The sequence below is a fragment of the Propioniciclava flava genome, from assembly GCF_004126535.1.
GTDB classification, from domain to species: domain Bacteria; phylum Actinomycetota; class Actinomycetes; order Propionibacteriales; family Propionibacteriaceae; genus Propioniciclava; species Propioniciclava flava.
Genome location: NZ_PPCV01000013.1, coordinates 1 through 20,387, shown reverse-complemented (window position 1 = coordinate 20,387; position 20,387 = coordinate 1). Strand labels below are relative to the sequence as shown.

Here is a 20,387-nt window from a genome sequence, read left to right as displayed (position 1 = left end):
GCCATGTTCGACGTCGCCGTGGTGGGCCTGGGCCCGGCGGGCCGCTCCCTCGCGAGCCGCTGCGCCGCCGCCGGCCTGGACGTGGTGGCGTTCGACCCGCGCCCCGCGGCGATCTGGACGCCGACCTACGGCCTGTGGGCCGACGAGCTCGGCTCCCTGCCGCCCTCGGTGGTGCGGCACGCCACCGCGTCCCCGTGGATCGTGGCGCAGGACGCCCACCCGCTGGAGCGGAGCTACGTGGTGCTGGACAACAAGGCGGTCCACGACCACTACGACCTCTCCGCGGCGACCGTGCGGCGCGAACGCCTCGACGACGGCGGCGTGCTCGCGCTGCGCGCCCAGGCGCGCGTGGTGGTGGACGCCCGCGGTGCCCGGCCGTCCGGCGTCCTGCCCGGCGACCCGTCACCGCACCAGACGGCGTTCGGGATCGTCGTGCGGGCCGAGGACGCCGCCCCGGCGCTCGACGGCGCCCCCGGCCTCCTGATGGACTGGCGCACCGACTGGCACCGCCCGCCGGGCCGGGGATCGGACGCCGAGGCCGGCACCACTCGGGGCGTGGCCGTCGTGTCGCCCGACACCGTCGAGAATGGAGGCACCGCGTTCGACCGCGTGCCGACGTTCCTGTACGCCATCGCCCTCGGCGAGGACCGCGTGCTGCTGGAGGAGACCTGCCTGGCCGCGGCACCGGGCCTGCCGATCGCGGAGCTGAAGGCCCGGCTCCGGACGCGGCTGACCCGGCGGGGCGTCCCGGAGCGGGCGATCGCCGCGCCGCTGGAGCGCGAGATCGTCTCGATCCCGATGCTGGGGCGCGACCGGGCGCCCCTGCCGGGCACGCTGGCGGCCGGGGTCGCCGGGCGCGGCGGCCACGTGGTGACGGGCTACTCGGTGGCGCACTCGTTCGCGGTGGCCGACCGGCTGTCGCGTGCGCTGGCGCGCGGGGAGACGCCCGACGAGGTCGACCCGCGGCGTCCGGCCGACGTGGCGCGCGCGGCCGGGCTGCGGGCGCTGCTCGGCCTCGACGTCACGGGGACCGGGGCGCTGTTCGAGGCGTTCGGAGGGCTGCCGCCGCGCAGCCAGGCGGCCTACCTGTCGAGGGACTCGGCGCTCGCCCCGGTGCTGGCCGCGATGTGGGGCATGTTCGCCCGCATGCCCCCGCGCGCCCAGTGGGCCCTGGCCCGCGCCACGCTCCGGGGCCACCCCCGCCGATGACTTCGGCTTACCCCGCCGAGGACTTCGGCTTACCCCGCCGAGGACTTCGAGTTACCGCGCCGAGGACTTCGGCTCTGCCCGTCGAGGACTTGCGCCGGGACCGACTGATCCGGCCCGGGCCGCACTCGTCGGCGTCCGGGCACACCGGTCGGCATCGGGCACGTTCAGGGACGCAGGACGACCTTGCCGAGCATCTCGCCCTCCAGCACCGCGGCGTAACCGTCGCGGGCGGCGTCCAGGGGGAGGACCCGATCGACGCGCGGACGCAGCCCAGTGCGGCCCAGCAGCTCGATCAGCTCGCCGAGCTCCTGACGGGTGCCCATGGTCGAGCCGATGACACGCAACTGCAGGAAGAAGACGCGGTTGAGATCGGCGGACGGGTTGGGGCCGGACGTCGCCCCGCACACCACCACGGTTCCGCCCGGACGCAGCGACTTCAGCGAGTGCGACCACGTCGCCTCGCCGACCGTCTCGATGACGGCGTCCACGCGCTCGGGCAGGCGCGAGCCCGTCTCGTAGGCGGCGTCCGCGCCCTGCTCCAGGGCGAACTCACGCTTGGCCTCGGTGCGGGCCGTCGCCCAGACGCGGTGGCCGAGCGCCTTGCCCAGCGCGATCGCGGCCGACGCGACGCCGCCGGACGCCCCCTGCACCAGCACGGTGCCGGGGCCCGAAAGGCCCGAGTCGTGGGTCAGCATGCGGTACGCGGTCAGCCATGCGGTGGGCAGGCAGGCCGCCTCCTCGGGGCTGAGGAACGCCGGCCGGGCCACCAGGTTGGACGCCGGGACGGTGACGTACTCGGCCTGGGTGCCCTGGTGCAGCTCCGAGAGCAGGCTGCGCTTGGGGTCGTAGGTCTCGTCCCCGATCCAGCCGGGCGTCGAGATGACGGAGTGAACGATCACGGGACGGCCGTCCTCCGCGAGCCCCGACGCGTCCGTGCCGAGGATCATCGGCATCCGGTCGGCGGGCAGCCCGACGCCGCGCAGCGACCAGACGTCGTGGTGGTTGATCGCGGCGGCCTCGACCTTCACCCTCGCCCAGCCCTCGGGGACGGTGGGGTCGGGGCGCTCGCCGATCCGCAGGGCGGCGAGGGGGTCGGTGGGGTCGGCTTGCTCGACGTAAACGGCATGCATGGTCCCAGCCTAGGACTCCGCGACCGCGCGCGCCCGCCGGGGTGGCCGTTCGTGCGGTCCGTCGCAGGATCTGCCGTTCGGACGCCGTCCGCGCGCTCGCCGGGTGCTCGGGCGTCTGCCCGGGTGCGGAGTCGGGGAGAGCCGACCGCTTCACCGGACAGCTCGCGGCGAACCAACGGAAGGCCTTCGACGGGTGGGCGAAGGTCCTCGACAGCGAAACCAGAAGTCCTCGGCGGGTTGGGCCGAAGTCCTGGGCGGGTTGGGCCGAAGTCCTCGCCGCGCTGTGCCGAAGTCCTCGGCGCGCTCAGCCGAAGTCCTCGGCGCGTTTACTCGAAGTCATGGGCGCGGTAACGCGAAGTCCTCGACGGGGGGAGCCGAAGTCCTCGACGGGGTAACGGGAAGTCCTCGACGGGCTAACCCGAAGTGGTCGGCGGCGGGAGTCGAAGTCGCCGGCGGGTCAGGCGAGCAGGCGCTCGATGACCTTCGCGACGCCGTCCTCGTCGTGGTGGGACGTCACCTGGTCGGCGGCCGCGAGCGCCGCCGGGACGGCGTTGCCCATCGCCACGCCCAGCCCGGCCCAGCGCAGCATCTCGACGTCGTTGTTGTTGTCGCCGAACGCGACGACCTCCTCCGGGGCGTAACCGCGCGCCTCGGCGAACCGCGCCAGCGCCGTCGCCTTCGAGACCCCCGCCTTGCCGATCTCCAGGAACGGCGCGCCCGACGTCGTCGGGAAGGCGCCCGGCACGTCGAGGCTGCGCGCCAGCGCCAGCAGGGACTCCGCGGGCACGCCCGGGTCGAGGATGGCCAGCTTCACCGACGGCTCCGCGAGCACCTCGTCCAGATCGGCCCGGCGGTGCGAAACCTCCCAGCGGGCGATCTCGGCGCCCGGATCCTCCAGCCCCGCGTAGCCGTGCTGGGTGACGTAGGTGTTGCCCGCCTCCCGCGACGACGACACCTTGGCGTGCGGGAACTCGGCGAGGATCCCCTCGACGATCGCGCGCTGCGCCTCGACCGTCAGCGTCTCCTCGAACAGCACCTCGCGGGTGAGCAGATCCATGGCGACGGAGCCGTTGCTGCCGACCACGGCGCCGTCCAGGGGCGAGTCGGCGACGATCGCGCCGATCGAGTAGGGCTGGCGTCCGGAGATGGCGAGCACGTCGATGCCGGCCTCGCGGGCGCCGGCGAACGCCTCCCGCGTCCGGGGGCTGATGGTGCGGTGGTCGCTGCGCAGGAGGGTCCCGTCCATGTCGGTGGCGATCAGGCGGATGGGCACGGAGCAGCTCCTTGGCGAGTGGGTGGGGGTGGTGGTTCCTAGACGCCGACGGCGCGGCGCCCGGAGAAGGCGCGACCGAGGGTGATCTCGTCGGCGAACTCCAGATCGCCGCCGACGGGCAGGCCGGACGCCAGCCGCGACACGGTGATGCCGGTGGGGCCGAGCAGCCGCGTGAGGTACGTGGCGGTCGCCTCGCCCTCAAGGTTGGGGTCGGTGGCGAGGATGACCTCGGTGACCACCGGGGAGGAAAGGCGACGCAGTAGTTCGGCGATGTGCAGATCCTCGGGGCCCACGTGGTCGATGGGGCTGATCGCCCCGCCGAGCACGTGGTAGAGCCCGCGGAACTCGCGGGTGCGCTCGATCGCGGCGACGTCCTTGGACTCCTCGACGACGCAGATGCTCGCCTGGTCGCGGCGCGGATCGCGGCAGACCCGGCAGGTCGTGTCCTCGGACACGTTGAAGCAGATGTCGCAGAACTTCACCTTGTCGACGACCTCGCGCAGCGCGGTGGCGAGGCGTTCGACCTCGTCGCGATCCGAGTTGAGCAGGTGGAACGCGATGCGCTGGGCGCTCTTGGGGCCGATCCCCGGAAGCCGACCCAGCTCGTCGATCAGCGTCTGGATGGGACCCTCGTACAACGTCGCTCCGCTCAGAAGGGCAGGTTCGGGATCTGCGGCATGGACGCGGCGGCCAGCGACTTGACCTGGTTGGACGCGTCCCGCAGGGCGGCGACGACAAGGTCGCCCAGGGTCTCGGGATCCTCGGGATCGATGGCGGCCGGAGCGATGACGACCTGCGTCACGTCGCCCTCGCCGGTCATGGTGACGCGCACGAGGTCGCCACCGGCGGTGCCCTCGACGGTCGTCGCGGCCAGTTCGGCCTGCGCGGAGGCCATCTGCTGCTGCATCTGTTGCGCCTGGGCGAGCAGCGCGTTGATGTCGAAGCCGCCGCCCTCAGTGCCGAACATGGACATGCCAGACCTCCCTTTCGTCACGGCCATCCTAGGCGATGCGCCCGACACTTCCCCGGGCGGCGGCCCGATGCGGCGGCGTCCTGACAGCGTCCGGATGCGCCCACCCTCGGACGCCGGGGGGCGGCGGCGTCCGAGGACGGGTGGGCGGCGTCCCAGGAAGGGCTGCGCGGGAGGGGTATCACTCGCCGGCCGGTGGCCGGCCGGGCTTGCGGATCGGCGCCGCCTTGACGTCGCGTCCCGCCTTCTTCAGCGCCTCGCGCAGCAACACCTCGATGTGGGCGTTGAGGCTGCGCAGGTCGTCGGCCGCCCACTTGGCCAGGCCCTCGTGGACGGCGGGGTCGAGGCGCAGCAGGAGCGACTTGCGCTCCCGCCGCCCCGCGGGCCGGGACGCGGACGCCTCGGGCGTCACATCGTTCGGCTCGGACATCGTCACCCGTACAGCGTCCCGGTGTTGATCACCGGCGTGGACCGGGAATCCGAGCACAGCACGACCAACAGGTTGGAGACCATGGCTGCCTTGCGCTCATCGTCCAGCGTGACGACCTCGTCCTCCTCCAGGCGAGCGAGGGCTTGTTCGACCATGCCGACGGCGCCTTCGACGATCTTGCCGCGCGCCGCGAGAACGGCCGAGGCTTGTTGACGCTGAAGCATGGCGTGGGCGATCTCGGGGGCGTAGGCCAGGGAGGAGATCCGTGTCTCGACGACTTCCAGCCCCGCGATCTTGATGCGCGCAGCGACCTCTTCGGCCAACTCCCGCGACACCAGATCTGTCGAACCGCGCAGGCTTTCCTCCCCCGGCTCGGCGAAGTCGTACGGGTGGGAGGAAGCGACATGCCGCAGGGCAGATTCGGCCTGGACGGTCACGAAGTCCTCGTACTGCTCGACTGCAAAGACCGACTTCGCGGTGTCCGCGACCTGCCACACGACGATGGCGGCGATGGTGATGGGGTTGCCGTCGGCGTCATTGACCTTGATTTCGTTGGTCTCGAAGTTGCGGACCTTGACCGACACCTTCTTCTTGGTCGTCAGCGGCACGGTCATCAGCAGGCCTTGCTTGCGCACGGTGCCGAGGTAGCGGCCGAAAAACTGGGTCACCTTGGTGTCGCCGGGCGCGACGATCGTTAACGACGACACCACCAGCATGCCCACCAGCAGCGACACCACTCCGCCCACGACACCCCACCCGTTCACCGGCGTTCCAGCAGAGTCCGCGGCGATCGCGCCGCCGATCCCCCAGCCGAACCCCGCGAGGAGCACGAGAGCGAGCAGCAGCGCCGCCGCTCCAGACATGGACCACGCGGTTCGTTCCTCAATCGTGACGCGCGTACCCTCATGCCCCACCGGCCGCCCGGCAGCCTGACCGCCCACCGAGGGCTCCTCCTGCACCACAGTCCCCTGTGTCATGACGCCTCCTTAGAATCTGATAGCTAAGTGATATCACATTAATGAGGGGAGGGATAGCCGCTACTCAGACGTGGCGCCGCGTCGGGCGACCTCCACCACCGGCTCGAGCGCGCGCACGCCGTAGCGACGCGACACCCACCACCAGAGCCAGGCGGTGCTGCCGAGCGTCACGGGCAGACTGATCAGCAACAGGATCGGATCGACGGCCCCCTGCTCCAGCGTTGAAGACGCGCTGAACGTCGTGAGCAGGAACAGCGTCAGGTTGTTGGCGGTGTGCAAGACGATGGCGCACTCCAGCCCACCGCTCTTCCACGTCAGTGCCCCCAAGCAGACGGCGAACACCGCGATGTCCATCTGTCCCACCCAGTCGTAGCCGTGCGCGAGCACGAAGAACGGCACCGGGATGAGGATGCCCCACAGGGGCGAGCGCAGCCACGTCCCGAACACCTGCAGCGGCAGGCCCCGGAAGACGTACTCCTCCCCCGCGCACTGCAGCGGAACCAGGAGGACGAAGAGGACGTACAAGAGGAGGGTGTGCGCGTTCACCGTCGGCCAAGCCAGGTCCGCGGGCGGCGCGACCAGGAACTGTGCCGTGTTGACGAGCGCATACAGCGGCAGGAGGACCACGCCGGCACGCAGGAGAAGCTCCCACCGCACGCGCCGCCGCACCGAGTGCAGGATCCCGGGGGCGCGCCCAGCCCAGCGCATCCCCAGGGCCGCGGCCGGCACCATGAGCGCGATCATGCCGAGTCCCACGACCATGTCGGCCGGGTTCGACGGGTCGCTGAGCTCAGGGGTCGGGATCCAGCGGTCCCCGAAGGTCCCCTCCATCGCGACCACCGTGAGGATGAGCAGCGGAAGCACGAACGCGAGGTAGAGGCCCACCGTGGCCCCGACAACGGCCAGCGGACGCCACCAGCGGGTGCCCTGGGCCGGAGACAGCAGGAGGCGGTGGTAGGCCAACGGGCGAAGGACCGAGGCGCCGGAGGAGGACGGTCTGGCCGGGGTGGGCGCGTGGTCCGTCGAGGTGTTCGTCATCATGTCGTCCAGCCTTGCGGGCCAGCGTCTGTCCCGGATCGCCCATGCGGGTGGACTTCGCCGAGCATTCCCCTCACCCGTTTGGGTGATCCCCTGGGCGCGGCCCGAACCTAGGATGACGTAGGTGCTGCAGTCCCCTGCCCTGTCGGCGTCCTCGTCGCGCCCCCTCGCCGCGCGCCACCCCCAGTTATGGGCGCTGCTGGTCTCGGCAGTGTGCTTCGTCGTCGGGGCACTCGCCTACGTGGTGTTGTTCGGGCTCACCCTCGACGAATCCGAGGAGGCCCAGATCGCCGTCCTGGCCCCCTTCCTGGTCGCAGACCTCCTCGTGGGCATCGCGGCGTCCATCGCGGTGGGCCCCCTCCGCCGTTCCATCGTGGGCAACGTGGCGCTGGTCCTGGCCGGGGTGGTCAGCTCGTTCGCGATGCCTGCGGCCATCGTCGCCCTCGTCCGGCTCGGCGAGCGCCGTTCCCTGACGCTCGACGCTTCGCTGACAGTGACGATGGCCTTCGGCATGGCGGCGATGTCGTCTTGGCAGGACGCGGTGGCGGGGTCCACCCAGACGGGGTTGGCCGGGAGCCCGCTGGCGGTCGCCTTGGTCGCGGCCGTGATGGCGGCAGGACCGCTGCTGTGGGGGCGGGTCCGTGGCACGCGGGCGGCCTTGGTGACGGCGCTTCGCGAGCAGGCAGCGGCGGCCGAACGCACCAACGCTGCGCTCGCTCGCAGCCGGGAGATCGACGTGCAGCGCGCACGCGCCGAGGAACGCCGGGCCCTCGCCCGCGACATGCACGACGGCATTTCCCACCAACTGTCCGTCGTCGCCATCCACGCGGGCGCACTCGCCAGCCGGGACGATCTGCCTCCCGAACAGATCCGCAGCACCGCACAGACCATCCGCGACGCGGCAGCCACCGCGGGCGGCATGCTCCGCGAGGCGCTGACGGCGCTGCGTGATCCCGCCGATCTGGGCGAGGCCGTCCCGCTCCCCACTTCGGCGTCCATCGAGGCGCTCGTGGAGGCCGCCCGCCTCGCGGGTCAGGACGTGAACCTCACCTGGCGTGGGATCACCCCTGAGGAGGTGGCCTGCTTCCCGGCGCGGGCCGTGACGCTGAGCCGCATCCTCGAGGAAGCGTTCATGAATGCGGCCAAGCACGCGCCGGGCGAGGCCGTCACGATCCTGATCGCCCGTGAGCGCGATCAGGTGGTGCTCCGCGCCGAGAACTGCCTGCCAACGCGTCCGCCTCAGCAGGTGATCAGCACCGGGCATGGACTCACGGGCGTGGCCGAGCGCGCCTCGCTGCTCGGGGGCACGTCCTGGTCCGGGACGACGCCGGATCGCCATTTCAGAGTGGAGGTGGCGCTGCCATGGGAGTGACGCCACGGGTCGCCGTGCTCATCGTCGACGATGAGGCGCTCATGCGGGCGGGAATCCGTCTCATGATCGACGGAGTGGACGGCATCGAGGTGGTCGGCGAGGCGTCCGACGGGCGGGCCGCCATCGAGGCCGTCCAGCGGCTCGACCCCGACGTGGTGCTCATGGACATCCGCATGCCCAAGATGAGCGGAATCGATGCGACGCGTGCCCTCGTCGCCGCGGGAACCCGCGCCCGCATCGTCGTGCTGACCGCCTTCGACACTGACGCGTTCTTGGTGGACGCGCTGCGTGCCGGTGCGCTCTCGTTCCTGTTGAAGGACGCCGCCCCCGACCTCGTGTTGGGGGCGGTCCAGGACGCGGCTGAGGGCCGCTCGCGGGTCTCGCCGGGGGCGCTCACCCGGCTGATGTCTTTGGCGACCCGGGAACCGGAGCAGCACGGCGTCCCGGCGACCCCCGTGGGGGAAGCACCGCGGGTGGCGGGCGGGTCGGTCACGCGTCCGCCGTCGGTCACCGAGCGGGAATGGGAGGTCGGTCGCTTCGTCGCCCAGGGCCTGACGAACGCGGAGATCGCGGCGGCGCTGTACCTCAGCGGCGCCACGGTGAAGACGCACCTGGCGAGCTTGTTCGCGAAGCTGCACGTGAGCAACCGCGTCCAGTTGGCGATCCTCGTACTGGAGCACGAGCACCGCCCCTGAGCGGCGCGCGATCGGCGCGTGATCGGCGCACGCGTGGGGCGCCCCGCGGGCCCTGCTGGACATCCTCGTGGAGCCGCCCTGGGAGCCTGCCCGGGGGCGTGCCGGGTGAGGTGCGCCGAGCCGACCGCCCCGCCCGCAGGCGCGGCAGGTGCCCCTGATGCGCCGCGGTCGGGACCGGCTCAGACTTGGTCGGGGTCCTCGTCTGCGATGAGCTGGCCGCCGAGCACCTTGGCGATCAACTCGGCTGAACCGAGCGCCTGGTCGTCGATGTCGGGGTCGTCGAGCGACTCGAGCGGCTCCGGCTCGTCTGTGGGCCCGACGCGGGTCGGCTCGATGTTCGCGCGGGCTCGCTCGGCGTGCTGGTGGGTCGCTTCGGGCGCCGACCGGCGTTCCTGAGCGGGCGCCGGGGGCGCCGCGGGTCTGTCAACCGGGCCGTCATCACCTCCGCCGCCTGCAATCACCTTCACGGTGGGCGCGACGCCGAGTACGTGGAGCACCGCCTCGCGGACGATCTGGTCGCTCCCTCCTCGGGCGAAGCTCTCCAGGGCGCCGGGGTTGTTCAGCGCGAGGGTGAGGACGCCGTCGGCGAACGTGTGCACTTGGGCGTTCTCCCGCAGGATGATCCAGGTGACCCGGCGGCGGCTGCGCACCGCGTCCAGAACCTCGGGCCAGCGCGCTCGCAGATCGGCCGTGCCCAGCCCCGCCGTGACCGGCGCCGCCTCGGGCTCGTTCGCTCCGGCTGGCGCGGCCTCTCGGGGCTGCTGCGGGGTGGTCGGCGTCGGCGCCGCGTTGATCGACCAACTCTCGACCGGCTGCACCTCGGGCGCGGGCGTCGGGGTCGCGGGGGCCTGGGGGCGGCGTCCGCGGCGTCCTTCCTGGGTCGCGGCGCCGGGAGCCCCACCCTGCGGCGGCCGCTCCTGCCCGGCCACCGACCCTCCGGGGCGGCCCGACGGGCGTCCCGCACCTGCGTGATTGCGTCCGGCGTCCTGCTCGTCGTAGGGGTCGAACGGGGGCTCGTCGTCGGAGTACGGGTCGTACGGGGGTTCCGGGGCGCTGCCGCGCCCGGCGCCCGCCGCCGGCTGCGCACGACCCAGCTCAGGCCGCGCACTATCGCCCAGGCCGCTGTCCCCCGGGCCGCTGTCGTTCGGGCCCGCGGGTCGCGCATCAGGAGTGGTCGCATCCGCGGGAGCGGCACGATCGGCCTCGCCTGCGCTGCTCCCGGAACCGTCAGGACCCGCCTCGCCTCTGCGGGTATCCCCGTGACCGGCAGACTCGCCCGAGGCCACGTCGCGTGAGCCAGCATCCGTCGGGCCTACGAGACCCTCACGCGAATCGGCGACGCCCGCGTCCGGCCCGGTCGGAGCGTCGACATGCTCCGCGGCGGTCGCCTGGCCGGAGCTGCCCGGCCGATCGGCCTCGGGTCCCGCAGGCTGCCTGCGTGGACGCGCGGGCTCCTCGCCCGGATCCGCTGCAGGCGGACGTGGCTCGCTACTGCCCGCGGGGGGCGCCGCCGTGTCCGTGCCCCGGCTCGGTTGCCCCCCGCGGGCCGCTGATGCGGGCTCGTGGGCAGGCGCCGACGCGGTGGACGCCTCGGGACGCGGCCGGCGGCCGGTTCGGTGCGCGCCTGGGGTCTCCGCCTCAGGAAGGGGGTCCATCTGGAGCCGACGTTCAAGGCGGTCGAGTCGGGCGTGGATGCCGCGGCCCGCAACGTCAGCCCCGGGCAGCAGGACGCGGGCGCACATCAGTTCCAGGTGCAGCCGCGGCGCGGTGGTGCCGCGCATGTCGGTGAGGCCTTGGGCGATCACCTCGGCGGCGCGCGTGAGTTCACCCGAGCCCATGCCGGAGGCCTGCGTGGTGAGCCGTTCGGCCTGGTCGCCCGCCACGTCTACCAACCCGGTTTCGAGGGCGTCGGGGACGGCGGCGACGATGATCAGATCTCGCAGGCGACGCAGCAGGTCTTCGGCGAAGCGCCGCGGATCCTGGCCGACTTCGATCACCTTGTCGATGCAGGCGAACACGCCTTGGGCATCCCCTGCGGCGAAGGCGTCCATGATCTCGTCGAGGAGGCTCTCGGGGGTGTAGCCGAGCAGGCTGGCGGCCTGGGTGTAGCTGACGCCCGCCTCGGCGGCGCCACCCAGAAGCTGGTCGAGGACCGACAGCGAGTCGCGGACCGACCCTGCCCCGGCGCGGACCACCAGCGGTAGTACGGCCTGGTCGACCTGCACGCCCTCGGCCTTGCACAGTTCCGCGAGGTACGCGGCCATGGTGCGCGGCGGGACGAGCCGGAAGGGGTAGTGGTGCGTCCGGGAGCGGATGGTGCCGATGACCTTCTCGGGCTCGGTCGTCGCGAAGATGAACTTGACGTGGGGCGGCGGCTCCTCGACCACCTTCAGCAGGGCGTTGAACCCCGCATTGGTGACCATGTGCGCCTCATCGATGATGTAGATCTTGTAGCGGCTATGGACGGGCGCGAAGAAGGCCCGCTCGCGCAGGTCACGCGCCTCATCGACGCCGCCGTGGGAGGCCGCGTCGATCTCGATGACGTCGATGCTCCCCGAACCGCCGCGCGCCAGGTCACGGCAGCTTTGGCACACCCCGCACGGCGTCGGGGTGGGGCCCTGCTCGCAGTTGAGGCAGCGGGCAAGGATGCGCGCCGACGTCGTCTTGCCACAGCCACGCGGGCCGCTGAACAGGTACGCGTGACTGACCCGGTTGTTGACCAAGGCCCGCTTGAGGGGTTCGGTGACGTGGTCTTGCCCGATGACCTGATCGAACGTCTCGGGACGGTAGCGCCGGTACAGCGCCAGGGGCGCCTCGGGGGCCGGCGGGATCGACTGCACCGCGGACGCCTCGGGGCTCGGCCCAGAGAACTCCGCGGGTGCGGTGACCGCCGCATCGTCGTCGTGCGGACCAGCGGCGTCCTCGACAGAGCTGCCGATGGCTTGCTCGATGAGCGGGTCGGGCATCGTGGCCTCGACCTCAGGCTCGTCCTCGGCATCGATCGGGATCTCGTCCATGGAGTCGAGTTCGATCTCCATCTCGGGATCGTCGAGGGGCGTCGGCTCGGTGGGCAGAATCAACTCGTCGGGCTCCAGCCCGAACAGGTCGGGGCCGTCTTGCTCGTACTCCAAACGCGCGTCGGCGGACTCGCCGAGATCGTCCTCGTCGAAGAGCCCCAAAGCGTCGTCGTCTGCCACACGCAGCACCCTACTTGGTGGCCCAGACGATTCGCGGCGGGCAAGCAAGAGGCCCCCGCGCACCTGGAAGAGCTCACTTACCCTTGCTGCCTTCCGGCCCTGGGGGAGTTGGGCGAGGTACCACCGCGCGGGGACCCGTCGTCCAGTGTAGCGGGCGCCTGCGACGCCCCGCACCTCAGCAACCGGCACCCCGATTGGTCCACGCCACCCGTCCTCAGCTAAGCTACCCCGCGGAGGATTCGCCTAGAGGCCTATGGCGCTCGGTTGGAAACCGGGTTGGGTTCACGCCCTCACGAGTTCGAATCTCGTATCCTCCGCCAACTGGAGTTCGACGCTTGTTGGGGCATCCTTCTGAGAGTCCCACTCGACAGGGGGTTCGGGCTCACCGCAGAGTTTTTGTTCCACCAGCCCGGAAATACCGTGACCTCGATAGTCCCCGGCATCTCGCAGAGAGCAACTCAACGATCGAGTCTCACTGATCCGCACAGGCCGGGGCTCGGTCAGTGTGGGCACGAACGCTAGACGAGCTCGTAGAGGGCCCCGTGCTTGCTTGTCATCGCCGCTTCCACGGACGTGGCGAGGGCAGTGTCCCGGACGAGGATGCCGAACTCGACGTTACGATTCTCGGCGGAATAGCTGAAGTTCGCGCTGGTAATGAGGAGTAGCTCGTGGTCGACCACGATGAACTTCGCATGGCTGACAACCTGCTTGCCGTTTGACAGGATCGCTGAGCGGTACACCGTCGCCCGTGGGATCTGCGCCTTGACCATCACAGCGTCAGCGACGGCGGCATCGACATAGACAGTGACGACGACACCGGACTGTTCGGAAGCCGCCTTCAGCGCCATCCACATCTGCGATGTGTCTCGGAAATTGTAGGTGGCCGCAGTGACAGACTGCCTTGCAGCTCCCACGATGCGATGGAACTCGCTGGTCAGGTGGCCAATGTTGGCTTCGTTGCCGGGCATCGTCCATACCGGGGTCAGCTCGCGCAGGACCGTTTTTGCCCCGGCGATCGCCTGCAACACGCTGACTGCATGTTCGCGGTCGCCGGGACCAATCCCAGACGCAGCGAGCAGTCCCTTCACTTGCTCACGTCGGCTCATCGCAACTTCGCGCACAGCGATGCTCACGGGCGTGCCGGTTGCGAACTGCAGGGCGAGCCGCTCCGCCTCGGTTGCGGTGAGGAAGCTACCAAGCTCGGCGAAGATGCTAGCGCCCATAGCTGCCGAAGAACCCTGGCACGGCCGGGCCGTTTGCGGTCGGAAGGTCTAGCAGGAACCGTCGGTCGAGGAACCGGTTTGCTTTCTCGCACGAGGTCTCGGAGGCAAAGCAGCAGGTGTGGCAGGCCGCACCGTGCAGGAAGTCTTCGGGGTCCGAAGGAGTGCGTTGGGCGCAGACCGGGTCAGAAGAACAACGGGATGCCCGACGAACCGCCGAGAGCACGATGCTTTGAAGCTTCTCCGGCTCGGAGAGAGCCACTAGGCCGCCGAGCGTGCCCTCGCTATCGGAGGCGGTCGTGCAGAGCAGCAGTCCTGCTGCGGCCTCGCGCCCCGGCGCCTCCCGCCATGCGTAGATACGCTCGGTCAGGCTGGCGGCCCCATAGCCGGAGTACATCGCCATCTCGCGAATGAGGATGTGCGACAGGGTATGGACGAGCCAGTATCGCGGCCCCGGCAGGCGGGTGTCAGGGTTAATGGCTGCGGCAGTCTCGGAGAAGCGACGGGCGAAGTTTCTGCGGTGGGCTTCTCGGTGACCATTCCAGATTGCGCTGGCCTCGACACGTCGTTCCCACTGCGCAACGGCGTCAAGATCGAGTTGTAGGAAGATTCCTTCGCCGCGGTCTTCGGTGGCGGGCACCCAGGAGGGCTTTCCATTGCAGGTGAGTTCGACTAGGCGGGATGCGACATCGTTGACACGGTCCATCTCGTCTAGCCGTGTGAACCCAAGGACGGCGTTGACGCGCTTCATCCGATTGACGCCGACGACGCGCTTGATCCGTGGGTGCAGCTCGGTGCCACGGCTCATCTCAGTGACCATGAGCCCCATGTCGTTCTGCTGGCCTGGGAACAGCGCTGGCTTCTGGAGGTAGCGCCATTCGGGGATGAGCAGTTCAATCGGGTCCCAGTTGGCTCGTCGCTCCTCGCGGGCCTCCTCGGACTCCGGCGGTGCTAGCACGTCCGCAACGGCGGCAGAAATGTCCTCGTCGGTGACCCCGGTGATATCGATGCTGCGGGCCCCTGCGAGGGCGCGGATGACGGGGATCTGGTCAGCGAACTGCCGTATTTGTTCAATGCCGAGCTCTACGCGGAGGTGGTCGGCGAGCGCTTCCTTCTGTTCGGCGTCCGACCGCGGCATGACGATGATGCTCTGCGTCGACGGGAACCACAGGTTCGAGGCACCCACCATGATGAGAGCGGGCTGCGCCGGGCAGTCAGGGAAGAACGCGCCGAGGTGAGGGTGGCGCCCACGGCAGGTTTGGGGCAGCTTGAGCCGCCCCTGCGCCCCTTGGGCTTCCGCCATGCCGCGCGTAGCGTTGCACGATTGGCAGATGATCGTTGCACCGACGCTCTTGCCGACGTTGGCGTCACGCATCTTAAGGTCGGGGTTCTCAGCATTGGGGCACTTGCGCCCCCGGTGGACCCAGAGCGCGTAGGGAAACTCGTCGAGATGCCCGTTAGTGCAGGTCAGCAAATGCGGTGCGGGAACAGCCGGGGCGCCTTCACGGCGTCCTCGTCCCCCACGGCCAGGACAGGGTTTGTGAGTGAACTGGGCCAGGTCCGGACGGAACGGGTGAGTGTTCGAATACGTGAACCGGGGAAGCGGGCCGAGGTAGTCGCAGCCCGTGCATCGGAACCACTGCGGGAACACGCGTGCAGGAAGTCCGAGGTCTGAGCCCTCGGTCGACAGTGAACCTCTCTTGGGCTGCCACGGGAACGGTCGGAGCGCGTCGACCTGCGGTCCGAGGTGCATACGAACAACGTTGAGCAAGCGTGGCTCGAGGATCGTCGGAACGACCTCGCGTCGCCGCCAGATCGGCTCCCAATCATCGAGGCCGGCTGGCATAACGGAAAAGCTTGGCAGGTCCATGATCGCCCCAGGACCGTACGTGTACAGGAGCGATGAAGGGCGAGCGGACCCGACCTTGGCTCGGTTTTTCACAAGGCCTTTGTCTGCGTCTCCAAGGGGATCGAGAGTGTCGTTACTGTCGGCCAGTGGAGTGGCGGCGGTGTCAGGCATCAGTAGTCCTCTCCGGTGGGCAGTTCCCAGTCGATAACTCCCACGGGATTTCTGGCAAAGAGTCGGTCTGGTAGCGGCGAGACCAGGATGTTGATCTCTGGCTGAACTTCCCGCATCGAGTTTGCGATGACGAACGGCGCTTCACTGGTGCTGCCGACGCTGGCGCGATGATTCTCGGGGCTGATGATGAGCGGCAGGTATTTCTCGCCCTCGCCGGTACGTTCGTAAACGAGCGTCTGGTGCCGCTCCCTGGCGTATCCGGCCCGGCTCGCCCACCGGTCAACCCTATTGGCCAGGAGGTCGCTGGCCTTCTTCGTGAGACTTTCGTCTTGGGACGCGGCGAGGATCCGAGCCTTCAGCCGGTCAATGATTCCCGCGACTGCAGGATGCTGAGAGACGATTCTGCCCGCCTCACGCTCGGACGAGAGGCCATCCGCAGTAGCCGCTTGGGCGACGCGCGCGGCGCTGACCAATAGCCCATCTATGCCGCGCTCCAGTGAGGTTGCCGAGAATGGCGTGACCGAGAGTGCCTCAACCTGTTTGTAGAAGGTGTCATGGTAATGCCGGAACTGCTCGAAGTGGGCAAGGTCACGTGGCCGTGCCCAGTTCCCCAGCGACACGACCAGGCCAGGGCGTGCTGTGTCACGCCCCACGCGCGAGGAGGCCTGGATGTACTCGGCTGTGTTCTTCGGCTGGCCCACCACGAGCATGAGGCCGAGGCGCTGTACGTCCACACCCACCTGGAGCATCGACGTGGCGAGAACGACATCGAAGGGAGCATCCCCGTCGCGCCTGGCTACAGGCTTGTCCTTTCGGCGCAACGCGATGCGCGCCTGGAACGCCGCGGTCGTGTCATATCCGGGGTCGAACTCGAGCCCGAGCTGGTCGAGGGTCTTGCCGATATCGGCACCTGAGATCCGGGACGTCAGCTCCGCTACATTGAGGCTTCCAAACCCGGTGCCATACCGCCGTGGGAATCCCGAATCGCGACGCGGGTTGCCGACCCGCGTGCTGACATCGTCATCGACGTAGCGGCGCATGCCTGCCAGCTCTCGTGTGGCGTTGAAATACCCGACGAGCGTCATGTACGGGTCTGCTTCGCTGCCAGTGCGGTCGAACAGAAGCTGCCCCCCGAGCAGCAGTACCTCGGCGAGGCGAATCTCGGCACTGGACAGACGCACGCCCGGCGCGCTGACCCCGATGTAGCGACGACCGGGCGCCTGCTTGGAGACTTCCACCTCGCGGGAAAAGAATGTGTCGGTCACGTCGAGCACCTGGGGCGGGAAGATCTCCACCTTTCGCCCGTAGAGCTGCCGCACCTGCTCTACCGCGTTACGCACGGTGGCCGTCGAAGCGACGATCAGCGGCTTGACGGGATTGCCCTCCGGCGTCTCCCACGAACACAGCGTCTCGACAGCGACCTCGAACAGACCGACGGCGGTGCCGAGCGCCCCAGTAATGAGGTGGAGCTCGTCCTGGATGATCAGGTCTGGCGGGCGCAAGCGCCCGACAGGCATGACTGTTGCGGCGGGGTGGCGGTTACTGGCCGGGTGCGACTGCACGGTGCAACCGGCGTAGTCGGGATGCACGTAACCGTGCCGCCCGCAGCGCCTGCTGACGAACCCAAACAGCGAGGCGGCCTCGCCCTCGCGCGCGAGCCGGGCAAACTTGTCGACGGTCGCGATGACGAATGCCGGGGTGAGCCGATAGATCTCCTCGTCGACGGTGAGCACTGGAAGTCCCTCGGGAACGCCGCCTCCCTTCGAGAATGGACACCGGCCCAGGTCGTCGCCGCAGTGCACCAACACTCGGCGACTGGTCGCATCACCCTTCACGTTCGCTGGGGTGATTTCGGTCCCGCACCACGGGCATCGCTGAATCTGAAGGACCGTTAGGCGGTGCGACGCACCATCGTTGACCTTCTTGAGCTGCTCGTCGGCTTCCTCGAATCGCTTCGGGCTGACGTCGGTGCCGACCCAGAGGCCGATGCGAAACGGTTCGGTTCCCCAAATTGTCTCGTCCTCGCGGCGGGCGAGTTCGGCGGCACAGACGAGTGCAGTCGCGCGCTGAAACTGCTGCGCCGTCAGGAGGCGCAGCGTGTAGCGCATCAGCACCGACACTCCATCGCTGCCGTTCAGCGGGCCTTCGGTCGATTGCACGACCGCCTGCCGTCGGCGGATCGCGAACGTGTAAGCGGCTAGGCCCAGGTATGCCTCAGTCTTACCACCACCGGTCGGAAAGAACAGCAGTTCGACTCGGGCCTGGTGTTCCGCGCTGCGGAGTGCGGCCGTCGGGTCGGTCAGCGATCCAAGCTGCATGAGAATGAATGCGAGCTGGAACGGACGCCACGACGCGATGGGCTTTCCGTCAGCCTCTGCCGCTTCGAGGGCCTGCCGTGCCTGTGTGATCGACAGTGCCGCGTCGGACTTCCGCGCTTCGGCAACCTGCGAGGCGAGGCGCTGATCGCGCATGACTCGGTTCATGAACTGGAAGCACTGCAGCCCTGTTGCGTCGAAGCTCACGAACTCCAGGCCGTCAACGAGACGTTGGTGCGCCTGCCTTGCCTCCCACAGCACCACATCGGCGGTTTCCCGCAAGTGCTCGGGAAGCTGCGCTGCCGCGCGTTCCTGCCCGTCGAGCCACTCCCCATAGCCAGCGACCAAGGGGGAAAGCCCGGCGCTCAACTCGTCTCGCCCAGCGGAGGCCAGCGTCTTCATCGACAGCGTCACACCTTCGACCTCGCCGGCCCTGGTCTGTGGGGTTTCGGCCTTCGGCAACCATGTCGTCGATACCGACGTCGCTCGACGCGAACCCTTGCGCACGACCCAGTCGGCCGAACACGTGCGACCAATCGCAAACTCCAACCTGTCCTTGTACTGGAGGTCGAGCCGTCGCACCTCGTCATCGTGTTCAGGCCAATCCTGCGCCAGCACGTCCCTGACCGGTAGAAATGCCTCAGTGCCACCGGCGTCGATGAGAAGTTTCGTCTGGAACATCCACATGTTCGACGGAATAGGAAGCGGCGTCTCGCGGTCGTTGCACAGCGCAATCTCGATGAGCAGCCGCCCGTACTCGGCGTCGTCGTAGCGGTCGATCCTCAGACAGATTGAGTCGCGGAGTACCACTGTCTCGGTGTGACCGGGGGACAGCGCTGCGAGCGTGATCGTCCGCTTCGCCTCGACTGGGGTGCGCTGGTACTTCCGGATGGGCCGTCCGGCCTTCGACACCTCATCGGTCTCAACCGTCTCGTAGGTGCCCCACGAGGCCGTGACGTCGAACGAGGCGAGGTCGCTGGGCACCTGGAAACGCAGCCCCATCGAGGCGGGGATCATCAACCCCTGTTTGGGCGCGCGGTCCTCAACGTCGTCGTCTTCGGCATCTGCCTCGCTCTCGTCGGCCGAAACCGTCGGAACGCCGCGCCCTTCGGTCATAGCGTCCTCGTCGAGACGCACCTCCGCCAGGTCCTCCGCCTCATCCTGGTCGAGCCCTGACTCGTCTGTGCTCGTGAGTTTGACCGGCGCGATCAACCCGACAAGGTACATCTGCTTCGGGCTAAATGGCAGCAGCTCCTCCTCGCCGTGGATTGGCCCCAGCAACTCGCGTTCCAAGATGTCAACGAGGTTCTCGCGCACGCTGGAAGATGCGCCGTCTGCCGGGAAGCTGAGCGCGTAGCCCGTCTCCGCTGGGATGGGCGCGTCCGTGCTCTCTGCCATGGGCCCCAGTCTGCCGCAGACCGCCGACATTGATCATCGTCAGGCGCGCGGATGCTGCCGACATGAGGACCAGGTGAGAAGAACTCGCTCCTCGTCGAAGTAGCGCCCAACCACTCCACGGCGGATGGCCAGCCTGTCCAGTTGCGAAACGAGCACTGCGCGGCGTGCCATGTCGTCATGTCCAGCACGCGCCCATGCCTCCGCTACGTCGAGGTCGCCGACCAGCTGGTCGGCGCGCTCGATGAGAAGACGTTCGATCAGGTACGCGTCGAGTGCGGTGCGTCCGATCGTCTGACGGCACTTCGGGCAGTAGAGCACGGGCCGTTTCTGGTTGGTGCCTCGGCAGAGGTACACCGCGCACTCGTCGCACCGGGCCACACGAGACAGGAACGCGCTCGTGGACTGGCGCTCGGCCTTCTTGCGGGCTTGGGGCACGGTCCGGGCGGCTAACAGCCGCTGCAGGGTCGCGAATTCCTCGGTCGTAATGATGGCAAGCGCCCGGCTGATCACCGGCTGCCCTCGTTCGTCGAGGAGCACAGCGAACGGGTCAACCCGCTTGGCGCTCTTGGCGCGGCCGGGGTTGTGCGGGGTCATTCCCGCCAGGACGGGGTTCCGCAGGAGGCCGTCTACGGTCTGTCTGTTCCACGATCCGCTGCCCGATGTCCGCTCGGTGCGGCGCGCGGGAAGCGGCGCTTCGCTGTCAGTGAGCCAAGCCGCGATCGCGTTCACCGTCTCGCCGCTCAGCGCCTTGGCAACAGCCCCAGCGAGCCACCCGATGCGCTCCTGGTCCTGCGCGAGCACGCGGCCAGGACCGTTGGGGTTCGGCACCGACTGATATCCGTAGGGGATACCCCCACCGGGCCAGCGGCCGTCCTTCAGTATCTGCGCTCGAGCTGCTCGTACCCTGGCGCGAATGGCTTCGGCCTCCATCTCGCCGAACACCGCGAGCATGACCGCGAACGCACGGCCCTGAGGACTGGTCATGTCGATCGGGTCCTCGACTGCGACCAAGCCCGTGAGCCGCCCCCTTCATTCGGTCCGGACGTTCTGTGAGTCGTCGGTTTCCATTTGATGGGTGCACTGCCGAGCGTACTCGGCTGGGGTTAGGTAGCCGAGCGAGGAGTGCCGGCGGTGGTGGTTGTA

The 20,387-nt window shown here is 69.2% G+C and carries 14 protein-coding genes, 1 tRNA gene, 1 other RNA gene and 1 pseudogene; 4 read left to right on the top strand and 13 right to left on the bottom strand.

Going from position 1 to position 20,387, the window contains the following annotated elements; genetic code table 11:
• Positions 1–3: 3 nt before the first annotated feature.
• On the top strand, positions 4–1,209 hold the full coding sequence (locus C1706_RS13575; RefSeq protein WP_164987576.1) for a lycopene cyclase family protein: 1,206 nt from the start codon (positions 4–6) through the stop codon (positions 1,207–1,209).
• Between the two features lie 164 nt (positions 1,210–1,373).
• Here the strand turns inward: C1706_RS13575 and C1706_RS13570 are convergent, their stop codons facing one another.
• The 7 genes from C1706_RS13570 to C1706_RS13540 all read right to left on the bottom strand — a co-directional run bounded on the left by C1706_RS13570 (position 1,374) and on the right by C1706_RS13540 (position 7,030).
• Positions 1,374–2,339 (bottom strand): zinc-binding dehydrogenase, encoded by a 966-nt coding sequence (locus C1706_RS13570; RefSeq protein ID WP_129459779.1) that lies wholly within the window; start codon positions 2,337–2,339, stop codon positions 1,374–1,376.
• A gap of 457 nt (positions 2,340–2,796) precedes the next feature.
• A complete protein-coding gene (locus C1706_RS13565; RefSeq protein WP_129459778.1) occupies positions 2,797–3,612 on the bottom strand; it encodes an HAD family hydrolase in 816 nt (271 codons plus the stop codon).
• A 38-nt stretch (positions 3,613–3,650) separates the two neighbouring features.
• Positions 3,651–4,250 (bottom strand): recombination mediator RecR, encoded by a 600-nt coding sequence (gene recR, locus C1706_RS13560; RefSeq protein ID WP_129459777.1) that lies wholly within the window; start codon positions 4,248–4,250, stop codon positions 3,651–3,653.
• Between the two features lie 11 nt (positions 4,251–4,261).
• Positions 4,262–4,585, bottom strand: a complete 324-nt coding sequence (locus C1706_RS13555; protein WP_129459776.1) for a YbaB/EbfC family nucleoid-associated protein — start codon at positions 4,583–4,585, stop codon at positions 4,262–4,264.
• A gap of 178 nt (positions 4,586–4,763) precedes the next feature.
• Positions 4,764–5,012: a type II toxin-antitoxin system antitoxin gene (locus C1706_RS13550; RefSeq protein ID WP_129459803.1), complete on the bottom strand. Its 249-nt coding sequence runs from the start codon at positions 5,010–5,012 to the stop codon at positions 4,764–4,766.
• Between the two features lie 2 nt (positions 5,013–5,014).
• Positions 5,015–5,989 (bottom strand): SPFH domain-containing protein, encoded by a 975-nt coding sequence (locus C1706_RS13545; RefSeq protein ID WP_129459775.1) that lies wholly within the window; start codon positions 5,987–5,989, stop codon positions 5,015–5,017.
• 60 nt (positions 5,990–6,049) lie between these two features.
• Positions 6,050–7,030, bottom strand: a complete 981-nt coding sequence (locus C1706_RS13540) for a CPBP family intramembrane glutamic endopeptidase (RefSeq protein WP_129459774.1) — start codon at positions 7,028–7,030, stop codon at positions 6,050–6,052.
• 121 nt (positions 7,031–7,151) lie between these two features.
• On the opposite strand from C1706_RS13540, the gene C1706_RS13535 reads away from it, so the two are divergent.
• Both C1706_RS13535 and C1706_RS13530 read left to right on the top strand, forming a co-directional pair.
• Complete coding sequence (locus C1706_RS13535; RefSeq protein ID WP_129459773.1) at positions 7,152–8,399, top strand: sensor histidine kinase; 1,248 nt, start codon at positions 7,152–7,154, stop codon at positions 8,397–8,399.
• Entirely contained in the window at positions 8,390–9,094 is a 705-nt protein-coding gene (locus tag C1706_RS13530; RefSeq protein ID WP_129459772.1) for a response regulator, read from the top strand. The genes C1706_RS13535 and C1706_RS13530 overlap by 10 nt, the downstream gene beginning before the upstream one ends.
• A 1,181-nt stretch (positions 9,095–10,275) precedes the next feature.
• Here the strand turns inward: C1706_RS13530 and C1706_RS15025 are convergent.
• Positions 10,276–12,132 (bottom strand): annotated as a pseudogene (locus C1706_RS15025) (DNA polymerase III subunit gamma and tau); the annotation flags it as partial.
• A 202-nt stretch (positions 12,133–12,334) separates the two neighbouring features.
• An RNA gene (gene ffs / locus C1706_RS13520) (signal recognition particle sRNA small type) lies at positions 12,335–12,431 on the bottom strand.
• A gap of 92 nt (positions 12,432–12,523) precedes the next feature.
• Between ffs and C1706_RS13515 the strand changes: the two genes are divergently transcribed.
• Positions 12,524–12,611, top strand: a tRNA-Ser gene (locus tag C1706_RS13515).
• Between the two features lie 198 nt (positions 12,612–12,809).
• On the opposite strand, the gene drmC is transcribed toward C1706_RS13515, so the two are convergent.
• The 4 genes from drmC to C1706_RS13495 are packed head-to-tail and all read right to left on the bottom strand — an operon-like array spanning position 12,810 to position 20,255.
• Complete coding sequence (drmC, locus tag C1706_RS13510) at positions 12,810–13,514, bottom strand: DISARM system phospholipase D-like protein DrmC (RefSeq protein WP_129459771.1); 705 nt, start codon at positions 13,512–13,514, stop codon at positions 12,810–12,812.
• Positions 13,504–15,531, bottom strand: coding sequence for an MrfA Zn-binding domain-containing protein (gene drmB / locus C1706_RS13505; RefSeq protein WP_129459770.1), 2,028 nt, complete (start codon positions 15,529–15,531; stop codon positions 13,504–13,506). The genes drmC and drmB overlap by 11 nt, the downstream gene beginning before the upstream one ends.
• Positions 15,531–19,244 (bottom strand): DISARM system helicase DrmA, encoded by a 3,714-nt coding sequence (gene drmA, locus C1706_RS13500; protein ID WP_129459769.1) that lies wholly within the window; start codon positions 19,242–19,244, stop codon positions 15,531–15,533. Before drmA ends, drmB begins: the two co-directional genes overlap by 1 nt.
• A gap of 39 nt (positions 19,245–19,283) precedes the next feature.
• The gene (locus tag C1706_RS13495; protein ID WP_284690573.1) at positions 19,284–20,255 is read right to left on the bottom strand and encodes a recombinase family protein; all 972 of its coding nucleotides are present in this window, start codon (positions 20,253–20,255) and stop codon (positions 19,284–19,286) included.
• Between the last annotated feature and the right edge of the window lie 132 nt (positions 20,256–20,387).